12 protein-coding genes are annotated in these 12,935 nt (G+C 64.8%); 5 read left to right on the top strand and 7 right to left on the bottom strand.

All coding sequences use genetic code 11. From position 1 onward, the window contains the following. Positions 1-367: 367 nt before the first annotated feature. The 3 genes from purH to dusB all read right to left on the bottom strand — a co-directional run bounded on the left by purH (position 368) and on the right by dusB (position 3,339). Positions 368-1,951 (bottom strand): bifunctional phosphoribosylaminoimidazolecarboxamide formyltransferase/IMP cyclohydrolase, encoded by a 1,584-nt coding sequence (gene purH / locus ACSQ27_RS15925; protein ID WP_436156476.1) that lies wholly within the window; start codon positions 1,949-1,951, stop codon positions 368-370. Positions 1,952-2,026: 75 nt separating this feature from the next. After that, positions 2,027-2,263 carry a Fis family transcriptional regulator gene (locus ACSQ27_RS15920; RefSeq protein ID WP_007864972.1) on the bottom strand — a complete coding sequence of 79 codons (237 nt, stop codon included), beginning with the start codon at positions 2,261-2,263 and terminating at the stop codon, positions 2,027-2,029. After that, the gene (dusB, locus tag ACSQ27_RS15915) at positions 2,260-3,339 is read right to left on the bottom strand and encodes a tRNA dihydrouridine synthase DusB (RefSeq protein WP_436156475.1); all 1,080 of its coding nucleotides are present in this window, start codon (positions 3,337-3,339) and stop codon (positions 2,260-2,262) included. The genes ACSQ27_RS15920 and dusB overlap by 4 nt, the downstream gene beginning before the upstream one ends. Positions 3,340-3,480: 141 nt before the next feature. Between dusB and ACSQ27_RS15910 the strand changes: the two genes are divergently transcribed. Beyond that, entirely contained in the window at positions 3,481-3,963 is a 483-nt protein-coding gene (locus ACSQ27_RS15910; protein WP_436156474.1) for a YqaA family protein, read from the top strand. Between the two features lies 1 nt (position 3,964). On the opposite strand, the gene ACSQ27_RS15905 is transcribed toward ACSQ27_RS15910, so the two are convergent. From ACSQ27_RS15905 to ychF, 3 genes are all read right to left on the bottom strand, one after another. Continuing rightward, on the bottom strand, positions 3,965-4,702 hold the full coding sequence (locus ACSQ27_RS15905) for an rRNA pseudouridine synthase (RefSeq protein WP_436156473.1): 738 nt from the start codon (positions 4,700-4,702) through the stop codon (positions 3,965-3,967). A gap of 26 nt (positions 4,703-4,728) precedes the next feature. Further along, entirely contained in the window at positions 4,729-5,085 is a 357-nt protein-coding gene (locus ACSQ27_RS15900; RefSeq protein ID WP_436156472.1) for a RidA family protein, read from the bottom strand. 104 nt (positions 5,086-5,189) lie between these two features. Beyond that, on the bottom strand, positions 5,190-6,281 hold the full coding sequence (ychF, locus tag ACSQ27_RS15895) for a redox-regulated ATPase YchF (RefSeq protein ID WP_436156471.1): 1,092 nt from the start codon (positions 6,279-6,281) through the stop codon (positions 5,190-5,192). Between the two features lie 64 nt (positions 6,282-6,345). Here ychF and ACSQ27_RS15890 point away from each other — a divergent pair, with 64 nt between their 5' ends. After that, positions 6,346-8,196 (top strand): sensor domain-containing diguanylate cyclase, encoded by a 1,851-nt coding sequence (locus tag ACSQ27_RS15890; RefSeq protein ID WP_436156470.1) that lies wholly within the window; start codon positions 6,346-6,348, stop codon positions 8,194-8,196. On the opposite strand, the gene ACSQ27_RS15885 is transcribed toward ACSQ27_RS15890, so the two are convergent. Next, complete coding sequence (locus tag ACSQ27_RS15885; RefSeq protein ID WP_436156469.1) at positions 8,181-9,104, bottom strand: MOSC domain-containing protein; 924 nt, start codon at positions 9,102-9,104, stop codon at positions 8,181-8,183. The two genes, ACSQ27_RS15890 and ACSQ27_RS15885, sit on opposite strands and share 16 nt — an antisense overlap. 85 nt (positions 9,105-9,189) lie before the next feature. On the opposite strand from ACSQ27_RS15885, the gene ACSQ27_RS15880 reads away from it, so the two are divergent. Genes ACSQ27_RS15880 through ACSQ27_RS15870 form a run of 3 tightly spaced genes read left to right on the top strand, consistent with a single transcriptional unit; the run spans position 9,190 to position 12,933 of the window. Further along, a complete protein-coding gene (locus ACSQ27_RS15880) occupies positions 9,190-10,308 on the top strand; it encodes an FAD-dependent monooxygenase (RefSeq protein WP_436156468.1) in 1,119 nt (372 codons plus the stop codon). A gap of 55 nt (positions 10,309-10,363) precedes the next feature. After that, positions 10,364-11,080, top strand: coding sequence for a DsbC family protein (locus tag ACSQ27_RS15875; RefSeq protein ID WP_436156467.1), 717 nt, complete (start codon positions 10,364-10,366; stop codon positions 11,078-11,080). Positions 11,081-11,118: 38 nt separating this feature from the next. Beyond that, entirely contained in the window at positions 11,119-12,933 is a 1,815-nt protein-coding gene (locus tag ACSQ27_RS15870; RefSeq protein ID WP_436156758.1) for a M61 family metallopeptidase, read from the top strand. Positions 12,934-12,935 lie beyond the last annotated feature (2 nt).

Here is a 12,935-nt window from a genome sequence, read left to right as displayed (position 1 = left end):
CCTGAAGAAACAAGGACTCGCCACGGCGAGTCCTTGTTTGTCTTGGTTTGTTCTTTGTGTTTGTATTTCTATCTTCTGTTCCCGCTTCCGCTCCCGTTCCCGCTTGCCCCGTCCTGGCTGGGCCGAGGAGCGCAGACGTAGGCGGATCAGGGATCGCGCTTGTTTGAGCCGAAGGCGAGTTTGCGCGAGACCCCGCCGTAGTCGAGCACCGCAGGTTGCCCGAAGCGAAGCGTAGGGACCCAGACTGCGGGTCGCCTTTTCTTTGGTGACTTTCTTTTGGCGAAGCAAAAGAAAGTTACTTGCTGCCGGGCAACCACCGGCCAGCAACCCTCAGCAGAGGAGCGCGCCCGCCGGAGCAAGTCCCGCCTTAGTGCCTGAAGTGCCGAACTCCAGTCAACACCATCACCACTTCCCGCTCATCAGCAGCAGCAATCACCTCATCATCCCGCATACTCCCGCCGGGTTGAATGACGCAGGTCGCGCCGGCATCCACCACCACGTCGAGGCCGTCGCGGAAGGGGAAGAAGGCATCGCTCGCGACTGCAGAGCCCTGCAGGGTCAGGCCGCCGTTGGCGGCCTTGATGGAGGCGATGCGGGCGGAGTCGATGCGGCTCATCTGGCCGGCGCCCACGCCCAGCGTCATGCCGTCGGCGCAGAACACGATGGCGTTGGATTTGACGTATTTCGCGACCTTCCAGGCAAACAGCATGTCGTGCAGCTGCTCCTGCGTGGGCTGCAGCTTGCTGACGACCTTGAGGTCGCCGATGGCCAGCTCGTGGTTGTCGGCGGTCTGCATCAGCAGGCCCGAACCCACGCGCTTGACGTCCATCAGGTTGCGGCCCTGCTTCCAGGCGGTGTCGCCGCCGGGCGGCAGGTCGATCTGCAGGATGCGCACATTGACCTTGCTCTTGAAGACTTCCAGCGCCTCGGGCGTGAAGGCCGGCGCCATCAGCACCTCGACGAACTGTTTTGAAATCTGCTGCGCGGCACGTTCATCGAGCGGGCAGTTCAGGGCGATGATGCCGCCGAAAGCCGAGGTCGGGTCGGTCTTGAAGGCCTTGCTGTAAGCCTCCAGGCCGTCCTTGCCGACGGCCACGCCGCAGGGGTTGGCATGCTTGACGATCACGCAGGCGGCGCCGTCCTTGATCAGGTCGAAGCTCTTGACGCATTCCCAGGCGGCGTCGGCGTCGGCAATGTTGTTGTACGAGAGTTCCTTGCCCTGCAGCTGCTTGGCCGTCACCAGCGAGCCGGGCGCGGGGTACAGGTCGCGGTACAGCGCGGCCTGCTGGTGCGAGTTTTCGCCGTAGCGCAGGTCCTGCACCTTGATGAAGCGGCCGTTGGCCTGGCCGGGGAACATGCCGTGGCTGCCGTCGGCCTGGATGCCGGAGAGGTAGTCGCTGATGGCACCGTCGTACTGGCTGATGCGGTTGAACGCGGCCACCGACAGGGCGAACTTGGTCTTGTCGCTGAGCTTGCCGCCGGTCTTCAGTTCATCGAGCACGCCCGCGTACTGCGAGGCGTCGGTCAGCACGCCGACGTCCTTCCAGTTCTTGGCGGCGGAGCGCACCATGGCCGGGCCGCCGATGTCGATGTTCTCGATCGCGTCTTCCAGCGTGCAGCCGGGCTTGGCGACGGTGGATTCAAACGGGTAGAGATTGACCACCAGCAGGTCTATGGTGTCTATGCCGTGGGTTTTGAGCGCCGCCATGTGTTCGGGCACATCGCGCCGGGCCAGCAGGCCGCCGTGGATCTTGGGGTGCAGGGTCTTGACGCGGCCGTCCAGCATTTCGGGAAAACCGGTGTGGTCGGCGACTTCGGTCACCGGCAAGCCGGCGTCGGCCAGCAGCTTGGCCGTGCCGCCGGTGGACAGCAGCTTGATGCCCAGGGCATGCAGCGCCTGCGCGAATTCGAGGATGCCGGTTTTGTCGGAAACGGAAATCAGTGCGTTCATGGTGGTGTTCTCAAAAGCCCACAAGGGAGCCGGTTCAAAAGTCCGATGGATGCCGAAAGGCCGGACGGGGAATTGTTATTTGATGAGCTTGTGCTCGACCAGCTTCTTGCGCAGCGTGTTGCGGTTCAGGCCCAGCCATTCGGCGGCGCGGGACTGGTTCTGCTCTGCATGTTGCATGACCACCTCCAGCAGCGGCTTTTCGACCACCTTGACCATCATGTCATACATGCCGTCGGGCTCGGTGCCGCGCAGGTCCTTGAAATAGCCTTCCAGGCTGGTGCGTACGCACTCTTCGATGTGTTTTTTGCTCATGCAGCAGCTTCTTCCTGATTTTTGTCTTTGTTCGCCCGTGCCTGCCCCGGCACGCCCTCTTCGTCCTCTTCGCCGGCGCCGGCCGGAATCCGGTCCATCTGCGCGCCCAGCCCCTCAAAAAAAACACTGACTGCACGCAGCTGCGCCTCGCAGTCTTCCAGCAGATTCATGCGCGCGCGAAAGGCCTCGCCGCCGGGCAAGGTCTTCACATACCAGCCGATGTGCTTGCGTGCCGTGCGCACGCCGGTGAATTCACCGTACAGATCGTAATGGTCGCGCAAATGGTCGACCAGCAGGCGCTCGACCTCCGCCACCAGCGGAGGCGCAAGATGCGTGCCGGTGGCCAGGAAATGCGCCACCTCGCGGAAAATCCAGGGACGGCCCTGGGCCGCGCGGCCAATCATCACGGCGTCGGCGCCGGTGCAGGCCAGCACGTCGCGGGCTTTTTCAGGGCTGCCGATGTCGCCGTTGGCCACCACCGGGATGCGCAGGGCGGCCTTGACGGCGGCGATGGTGTCGTATTCGGCCGCGCCCTTGTAGCCCTGTTCGCGCGTGCGGCCGTGCACGGTGACCATCTGCACGCCGGCGCTTTCGGCGGCGCGGGCGATCGCCAGCGCGTTCTTTTCGGCCTGGCACCAGCCGGTGCGCATCTTGAGTGTGACGGGGACATTGCGCGGCGCGCACGCGGCGACCACGGCCTCCACGATCTGCAGCGCCAGGGCCTCGTCCTGCATCAGCGCCGAGCCGGCCCATTTGTTGCAGACCTTCTTGGCCGGGCAGCCCATGTTGATGTCGATGATCTGCGCGCCGCGGTCGATGTTGTAGGCGGCGGCTTCGGCCATCATCTGTGCGTCGGTGCCGGCGATCTGCACGGCGATGGGTTCGGCCTCGCCCTCATGGTTGGCGCGGCGCGAGGTCTTCAGGCTGTCCCACAGGTCCTTGCGCGAGGTCACCATCTCGCTGACGGCGTAACCCGCGCCCAGCTTTTTGCTGAGCTGGCGGAACGGCCGGTCCGTCACGCCGGCCATGGGCGCGACAAACAGGTTGTTTGCCAAAGCGTAGGGGCCGATGTTCATGGGAAGGGTGACTGGGGCTTGCTGAAAAAGGAGGCACGATTGTACCTGCCCAAAATTTCAGCAATTGAAATCTGAACACGGACTTGTAAGCATCTTGCTGACAAGGCCGGCGGCCCGTCCTGCCTATACTCGAATGCATATATGGAAGCCTGGATTCACCGCCTGATAGAACTTTTGGCCTTGCCCGAATACGGCCTGAGCACGGTGTTCGTGGTGTCGTTCATTTCAGCCACCTTGCTGCCGCTGGGATCTGAGCCCGTGGTCTTCGGCCTGGTCAAACTCAACCCGGCGATGTTCTGGCCGGCCGTGCTGGTCGCCACCGCGGGCAACACGCTGGGCGGCGCGCTCGACTGGTGGATAGGCTACGGCGCCCACAAGGTGGTGGACAAGTACCAGCATTCCTCACACCACGGCCGCGCTGTGCGCTGGCTGGAAAAGCTGGGACCGAAAGCCTGCCTGCTGGCCTGGCTGCCGGTGGTGGGCGACCCGCTGTGCGCGGTGGCGGGCTGGCTCAAGTTCCCGTTCTGGCCTTGCCTGGCCTACATGGCGGTCGGCAAGTTCGCGCGCTATTTTTTGATGACGGGCAGCCTGATCTGGGCATTTCCCGGCATCGTGACCGGATAAATTAAAAACGTTCGTGCGGTAGCAAATAGCGCCACTGCCCCGGCTGCAGCTGGCTCATCGCGACTCGGCCTATGCGCAGCCGCTTCATGCCTTCGACCTTCAGGCCCACGCTCTCGCACATGTAGGCGATCTGCCCCGGCACCTCGCCCTTGAGGGCAAACCGCAAGCGGGTTTCGCTTTGCCAGCTGACCTTGGCCGGCGGCAGCAACACGCCCTTGAAGGTGAAGCCGTGGTCCACGCGGTTGAGCCGATCCAGGCCGCCGGGCTTGATCTCGCCGCTGACGTCGACGACCACTTCATGCTCCATCACGCGGGCGTCTTCGCGCAGCTTGCGCGTCACGCGCCAGTCCTGGGTCAGCACCACCAGCCCGCTGGCCGGTGTGGCCAGCGGCGTCACCAGTTCCACGGACGAGAAGTGTTTTTTGAGCGGGCGTATGCCGGAACTGTCGCCGGGTGAGCGCGTGGCCGCCGACAGCAAGGGGGCCAAAGAGGCCGCCCCGCCGTCCGGCCCTGCCTCATAACCCGCGGGCTTGTGCAGCAGCAAGGTCACCGGCGTCAGCGCCAGCAGGCTGGCGTCCTTGTCGACGGTGATGGCCTGGTCGAGCACGCGGAACTGCGGCTCTTCAATCACCACGCCGTCGACGCTGACCCAGCCGCCTTCGATGTACTGCTCGGCTTCGCGGCGCGAGCAGGACAGCATTTCGGCCAGGCGCTTGGCGAGGCGAACGGGTTCTGTCATCGCGGCGGGCCGGCGTTAAGGAACGATCAGCCTTGCGCCGCCACCACGCCGATTTCCACGTGGTACTTGGCAGCCGCCAGGCGCGGGCTCATGACCGTGGCGCGCGCCGGCGTGGCGCCGGGGACCACCCAGGCTTCCCAGGCACGGTTCATGTCGGCGAAGCTGTCCATGTCGGTCAGCCAGATGGTGGCGCTCAGCAGGCGCGACTTGTCGCTGCCGGCGGCGGCCAGCAGGCGGTCGATATTGGCCAGGATGCTGCGGGTCTCTTCGTACACGCCGGCGCCGGCGTCATCGCCGGCCACCTGGCCTGCCAGGTAAACGGTTTTGTTGTGGATGACGGCCTGGGACATGCGTGGGCCGGTTTCAATGCGCTGGATGGACATGGTGTTCTCTTTCAAAACGAGTGTGTTAACGGGGACAAGACTTCAAACAACCGCAAGCCATGACGTGCGGGGCCGGCCCCGGCACGAGCCGGGTGCGCCGCTGATCAGCTGCTGAACAGGAAATTCATCACGTCGCCATCCTTGACGACGTATTCCTTGCCTTCGCTGCGCATCTTGCCGGCATCCTTGGCGCCCTGCTCGCCCTTGTAGCTGATGTAGTCGGCGAAGGCGATGGTCTGGGCGCGGATGTAGCCTTTTTCGAAATCGGTGTGGATCACGCCGGCCGCCTGCGGGCCGGTATCGCCCACATGGATGGTCCAGGCGCGCACTTCCTTGACGCCCGCGGTGAAATAGGTCTGCAGGCCCAGCAGCTTGTAGGCCGCCAGGATCAGGCGGTTCAGGCCCGGCTCGTCCTGGCCGATCTCGGCGAGGAACATCTTCTTGTCTTCCTCGTCCATGTCGGCCATCTCGGCCTCCATCTTGGCGCAGATAGCGACCACCGGCGCCTTCTGGGCGTCGGCGTAGGCCTTCAGCCGGTCCAGCAGCGGGTTGTTGTCGAAGCCGTCTTCGGCCACGTTGGCCACGAACATGGCGGGCTTGGCGGTGATCAGGAAAAACTGCGTGAGCAGCGGCAGCTCTTCCTTGCTGAATTCCAGGGTGCGCACCGGTTTGCCCTCGTTGAGGGCGGCCTGGCATTTCTCGAGGATGACCACCAGCTTGGCGGACTCCTTGTCGCCGGAGCGCGCCGTCTTGGTCACGCGGTGCAGGGCTTTTTCGACGGCGGCCAGGTCGGCCAGGCAGAGTTCGGTCTGGATCACCTCGATGTCGGAGATCGGGTCCACCTTGCCGGCCACGTGAATCACGTTGTCGTCTTCAAAGCAGCGCACCACATTGATCGTGGCGTCGGTTTCCCGGATATGCGCCAGGAATTTGTTGCCCAGGCCTTCGCCCGTGCTGGCGCCCGCCACCAGGCCGGCGATGTCCACAAACTCGACGATGGCCGGAACAATGCGTTCGGGCTTGACGATCTCCGCCAATTGGGCCAACCTCGGATCGGGCACTTCCACGATGCCGACATTCGGCTCTATCGTGCAAAAGGGGTAGTTCTCGGCCGCGATCCCCGCCTTGGTCAAGGCATTAAAAAGGGTGGATTTTCCGACGTTAGGCAAGCCTACAATGCCGCACTTCAAACTCATGAGAAACCTTCAAAAACAGGCTGAGAAGTGTATTCGATGCGCGCCCGGCCAGGGTTGGAGTGCTTTGCGGCAGGTATTCGCCACCCTTTTGCTGGGTGGGTCTTTGCTGCTGCAGGCCGGGGCGGTGCAGGCCCAGCCGGTGCTGGCCCTGAACGACGACAAACCGGTCATGGACGCGCGCGCCGACGCCCATACCTGGATAGATGCCGAAGGCCAGGCCGGCATTGAACAGGTGGCGGCCGGCAAGGGCGGCCCCGCCTTCGCGCCCGCCGCGGACGACACCATTTATTCATTGGGCCCGCGCGCGGCGCTGTGGCTGCACTACCGCATCGCCAGATCACCGGGTTCGCACCAGGACTGGCTGCTGGCATTTCCCCTGCCCCTGCTGGACCTGGCGACCGTGTACCAGCGCACGGCGGCAGGCACCTGGATCTCGCAAACCGCCGGGGATACCGTGGCGGTTTCCAGTTGGCCCGAGCCCGGCCGCTACGGGCAGTTCGAACTCAAGCTGCCGGATAGCGGCCTGCACGACGTCTACGTGCGCATCCAGCACCAGACGGAAGTCAGCATTCCGGTGCGGATCAGCACCCGCAGCTACCAGGCGCAGCGCCTTCAACTGGAATACCTGGCCATCGGCGTGGTGTTCGGCGCACTGGTGCTGCTGATCATTGCCTGCGCCGTGCAGAGCTGGGTCTACCGCGACCGGGCCTACGGTTGGTATTCCGTGTATGCGGTCATCATGGCCCTTGTCGTGGCGGCATGGACGGGTGTCGCGGGCCATTTTCTCTGGGGCAGCTTCAGCACCTGGAACAACATGGCCCAGGGCTTCCTGGCCATCCTGGGCGGCGGCTCGGCCCTGCTGGTTGTGCATCACCTGTGCGGCACCGGTTCACGCTACAAGTGGTTTGAGCGGCTCGCCTTGCAGACCGGCATGGCCGGGGTACCGCTGGCGCTGGTTTATCTTTTTGTGGAGCGTGGCCTGGGCGTGGCCATTCTGGGTGCTTACCTGGTTGTCGTTGTGGCACTGGGAACAAGCCGGGCCTACATGACGTGGCGACGCCAGGACGTCGTGGGTTTCTGGGTACTGGCGGCGTTCTCTCCGCTGGGGCTGGTGACGCTCCTCACCGTCACCAGCATCCTCGGCCTGTTTTCCTTGCCGTGGCTGTATCACTACGGCCTGATGGCGGCGCTGGCCATGGAGGTACCCCTGCTGCTGGTCGCGCTGAACACGCGTTCACACGAGCGCCACGCGGTGGAAGCGCGCGAGCAGGCCATGTCAAGCCAGGACGCCCTCACCGGCCTTCTCGCCGCGCACCTTTTTCACGACCGCTTCAAGCAGGTGGTGGGCCGGGCGCAGCGCCACCAGGAACCCGCTGCCGTGGTGTACATCGAACTTGTCAACTACCGCTACATCAAAAAAACCTGGGGCACGGCAGTGGCAGAGCAAAGCCTGCTGCGCAGCGTCATCAAGCTGCGCCGGCTGCTGCGGGATGTGAATACCGTGGGGCGCATCGACGAAGCGCGCTTTGGCCTGATTCTTGAAGGTGTTTCATCGCGCGCGCCCGTCACAGACCTGTCGGCACGCCTGATCGCTGCCGGACTCATGCCGCTCAAGGGCCTCAAGCCGGAAGTCGTTTTGCAGTTCCATGTCGCAGGCGTGGTGCTGAGCGAGCGCCTTGGCAGCCACGAAGAAATTTCCACGGCCCTGGCCGACCTGCTGCACAGCATGGCAGCGCGCACCCGCAGGCCCATACGCTTTCTCGAGCCGGAGTCGACACACCCCATGCCCCTGGACACCGAATCAACGCTCGACACCATCTCCAGCGGCCCGCAGCCGCCACAGGCACTCCATGGGCCCTCGAAGGCCCACGCGCCACCTCCGCTGCGGGCGGTCAAAAGTCATTCAAACCGGTAGCTGGCACCCACGGCCTGGCCCACCTTGAGCTGGTGGTCTATGCCGGCCAGCACGATGGCGTTCATGCCGAAGGTCAGCGCGCCGTTGACGCGCGGATCCTGCCGGTAGGTCTGCAGCATGTCGTTCACCTCGGGACTGCTGATGGCGGTGGCCGGGTCGATGTTGGGGATCGGGCAGCGCGGGCAGGGCTTCACCGGCTTGAGCTGCGCGGAGCCCTGTTCCGTCGCGATCTGCAGCAGGTCGACGCGGTCCTCGTCGTGCGGCGCCAGGCCTTCGGCTCCCGGTGCGTCGCCCAGCACGAGGTTGGGGCGAAAGCGCTCCATGCCCACGGGCGCCACACCCGCGGCCGCCAGTTTTTCATTGAATTGCGCCAGCGAGGCCTCGCTGAGCACCAGCAGCGAATAGCCGTCGCTGAACTGGTTGAGCGCCTCCAGGCCGCCGGTCCACTCGGTGTTGCAGACCCGCTTGTGCTCGGGGTCGAAGCGCACCAGGCGCGCCGTCCGGCCCAGGAAATCGCTGAACCACTGGGCGGCGATGGGGCCCATGTCGTAGGCCTGGACTTCATCCTTCCAGACCTGCACGCGTACCGGCTCCTCCACCTGGTCCAGCGCGATGTGCAGGGCCAGCATGCCGGGGGCGCGCAGGATCATGTCGTGGTGCCTGAGCTGCGGCTTGATCAGCGCCATGCGCGGCAATTCGCGCTGCGTGAGGAAACAGCCCTTGTCATCCACCACCATCCAGGCGCGGTCGAACTCCAGCCCGGTCTCGGTCAGCAGGACATCCTGCACCTGCACGCCGGCGCAGGATTTGACCGGATACACATACAGGCGCGAGATCACCGCGTTGAGGTCGAAAGAGGTGCTGTCGGCTGCGGCGGCGGCAGGGATGTCGTTCAATGCGTGGCTCACGTCGTCAAATCCTTGTGAATGCGGGAAAGCATGGAAAAAGGGCCGGCCCGAAACACCGATTTTGCACTGCCTTCTAGAATGAGGCATGTCCAAGACTTTTGATGTCTGTATTCGCGGCGACGGCGTGGTCGGCCGCACGCTGGCCCTGCTGCTGGCGCGCGAGCGTCTGCGCGTGGCGCTGGTCACCCGCCCCGAAAAAGCCGCCGGTGCGCAAGCCGCCGATGTGCGCGCCTACGCGCTGAACAGCGCCTCGCGCGGCGTGCTCGAAGCCCTGCGCGCCTGGCCCGAAGCCGCCTTTGCCACGCCGGTGCTGGAAATGCAGGTCTGGGGCGACGACGGCGGCAAGCTCGATTTCACCGCCCACAGCGTGGGCCAGGAGGCGCTGGCCTGGATCGTCGACGTCCCCGCGCTGGAGCAGCAACTGATCCAGGCGGTGCGCTACCAGCCCCAGATCGAAACCGTGACCGAGCCGGCCAAGGCTGCGCTCCAGGTGATCTGCGAAGGCCGGGCAAGCGCCAGCCGCGACGAGTTAGGGCAGCAGCGCCCGGTTAATTGGACGGTCAAACCCTATCCGCAAAAAGCCATTGCGGCCCGCCTCGAACTGGAAAACCCCCATGGTGGCGTGGCGCGCCAGTGGTTTGCGGGTGGCGATATTCTGGCGCTCCTGCCTTTATCCGGCGCCCAGGGGAACTTGGCGGCGCTGGTGTGGTCAGTCTCTGTGGAACGCGCCGGCGCGCTGGAGAAACTGCCGCCTGAAGAATTCTGCAAGGCCCTGCAAGCCGTGTGCGGCCCCGAAACCGGCGGCCTGCGGCTGACCAGCGAGCGGGCCAGCTGGCCGCTGGCCTTGTCCAGCGCCGGCCACTGGGTGGGCCCGGGCTGGGCCCTGGCGGGCGATGCGGCGCACACGGTGCACCCGCTGGCCGGCCAGGGGCTGAACCTGGGGCTGGCCGATGCGGCCTGCCTGGCCGGTGTGCTGGCGCAGCGCGAATACTGGCGAGGGCTGGGCGACGAAAAACTGCTGCGCCGCTACGAAAGGGCCCGCAAGGCCGACGTGGCGGCCATGGGCGCGGTGACCGACGGTTTGCACGGGTTGTTCGCGCAGACCGACGGACGCTGGCAGGCTTTGCGCAATTGGGGTATGAAGGGCTTTGAACGCAGCGGTTTCCTGAAAAACTGGCTGACGCGGCAAGCCGCGGGTTTGTGACTGATTGAATATGTGAAATGGGCCGGCCGAAACATGCCGAACACCGGGAATAACCATGAGATTTCTGAAAGCTGCCACCGTCCTGGGCCTGCTGGCCTGCAGCCTGGGTTCCGCGTTCGCGCAGGAAGCCGCGATTCGCAAAAACCTGGCCGAAAGAATGCCCGCTTTCGCCAAGATCGACGAGGTCAGCAAGACGCCCATCAACGGCCTCTATGAAATCCGGGTCAATGAGAGCGATATTTTTTACACCGACGCCGAAGGCAACTTCCTGATCCAGGGCAACCTGATCGACGTGCGGGCCAAACGCAACCTGACCGAAGAGCGCGTGGAAAAACTCAGCGCCATCGACTTTGCCGCCCTGCCCGTCAAGGATGCCTTCACCATCGTGCGCGGCAACGGCAAGCGCAAGCTGGCGGTGTTTGAGGACCCCAATTGCGGTTATTGCAAACGCTTCGAGCGCGACCTGCAAAAAGTCAACGACGTCACGGTGTACATGTTTCTCTTCCCCATCCTGAGCGCGGACTCCACCGACAAGGCCAAAAACGTCTGGTGCGCCAAGGACCAAGGCAAAGCCTGGCTTGACATGATGGTGCGCGACCAGGCGGTCGCCAAGGGCAGCTGCGACACCTCCGTGCTGGAGCGCAACCTGGCCCTGGGCAGGAAGCACAAGATCACCGGAACGCCCACCCTGTTTTTTGAAGACGGCACACGCATTCCCGGCGCCATCAACGCGCAGCAGGTCGAGCAGCAGTTGGCCGCCGCCAAGCGCTAAAACGGCGGGGCCCGGACCTGGGGTATTCTGTGCACAAGATGCCAGGCCCCACACGAAACACCCGTCCCCCCGTCCACTACCGCGTCGAAATCGGCGATCTCCACGCCCATCTCTTTCGCGTCACCCTCACCGTCGCCCAGCCCGACGCGCTGCAGCGGGTTTCCTTGCCTGTCTGGATTCCCGGCAGCTACCTGGTGCGGGAATTCTCCAAAAACCTGCAGAAGCTCGAGGCCCGGCAGGCCGTGGGAATGCCGCTGCCCGTGGAGCAGCTCGACAAATGCACCTGGCAGGTTCAATGCTCGCCGGCCAGGCCCCTGGTACTGCGCTACGAGGTGTATGCCAACGACAACTCGGTGCGCACCGCCTGGCTGGACGCGCACCGGGGTTTCTTCAACGGCACCAGCCTGTGCCTGAAGGTGCAGGGCCGTGAAAAGTCCGAGCATGTGCTCGAGGTCCCGGCGCCCAAATCCCTCAAGGGCTGGTCGCTGGCCACCGGCCTTGCCGCGCGCGAAACCAGCAAGCACGGCTTCGGCAGCTACGTAGCGGCAGACTACGACGAGCTGGTCGATTGCCCCGTGGAAATGGGCGCCTTCTGGAGCGGCAGCTTCACGGCGCGCGGCGTGCCGCACCGCGTGGTGGTGGCGGGCGCCACGGCCAGCTTCGACGGCGACAGGCTGCTGGCCGATACCCACAAAATTTGCGAGGCCGAAATCCGCTTCTGGCACGGTGCCAGAAAACCGCCCTTCCAGAATTACCTGTTCATGCTCAATGCCGTCGACGACGGCTACGGCGGGCTGGAGCACCGCAACTCCACCGCGCTGATCTGCAAGCGCCAGGACCTGCCGCGCGTCGGCGAGTCGCGCACCAGCGAGGGCTACACCACGCTGCGCGGTCTGATCAGCCACGAATATTTCCACACCTGGAACGTCAAGCGCCTGCGACCCGCGGAATTGGAAAGTTACGACTACACCAGCGAGAACTACACGCGCTTGCTGTGGTTTTTCGAGGGTTTCACCAGCTACTACGACGACCTCCTGCTGCGCCGCGCCGGGCTGCTGGACAACGCCGGCTACCTCAAGCTGCTCAACAAGACCATCAACCAGGTCATGCAAACCCCGGGGCGCCTGGTCCAGTCGGTGGCCGAAGCCAGCTTCGACGCCTGGGTGAAGTATTACCGCCAGGATGAAAACACGCCCAACGCCACCGTGAGCTACTACACCAAGGGTTCACTGGTGGCGCTGTGCTTTGACCTCACGCTGCGCGGCGAGGCCAGGGAACATCGCCGCGCCAAAGCCGGCACGCTGGACGACGTGATGCGCGCCCTCTGGCTGCGCTGCAAGGCCGGCCCCATGCGCGAGGCCGACTTCGCGGAAGAACTCGCGGCGGCCGGGCACAGGCCGTACGCGGCGGAACTCGCCCGCTGGGTGCATGGCCGGGACGAACTGCCGCTCAAGGCGCTGCTGCAGCACCACGGTGTGGCGGTGCTGGAAGAGCCCGCGCAACTGGCCCAGCGCCTGGGCCTGCGCGTGGGCGAAAGCCAGGGCATGGTGCAGGTCAAAACCGTCTTGCGCGGCGGTGCCGCCGAGCGCGCCGGCTTCGCGGCCGGCGATGAATGGCTGGGGCTGGAACCCGCCACGAAAGCCGCGGCACGGGGCATGAATGGCGGCTGGCGCATGAGCCGGCTCGACGACCTCACGCACTACGCCGGCGACGCCAAAAAAGTCATCGCCCTGGTGTCGCGCGACAAGCGCCTGATGCGGCTGGAGCTCGCCATGCCGCCCGCGCTGACCACCTGGCGTCTGGCGGTGCAGGATGCCACGCTGATGGACCACTGGTTGGGCCCCAAGGCCTGACG

Origin of the sequence: Polaromonas sp. LjRoot131 (genome assembly GCF_964252805.1) — a bacterium.
Classification (GTDB): domain Bacteria; phylum Pseudomonadota; class Gammaproteobacteria; order Burkholderiales; family Burkholderiaceae_C; genus Polaromonas.
The sequence above is the reverse complement of the archived record's forward strand: the minus strand, read 5'-3'. Positions and strand labels throughout refer to the sequence as shown.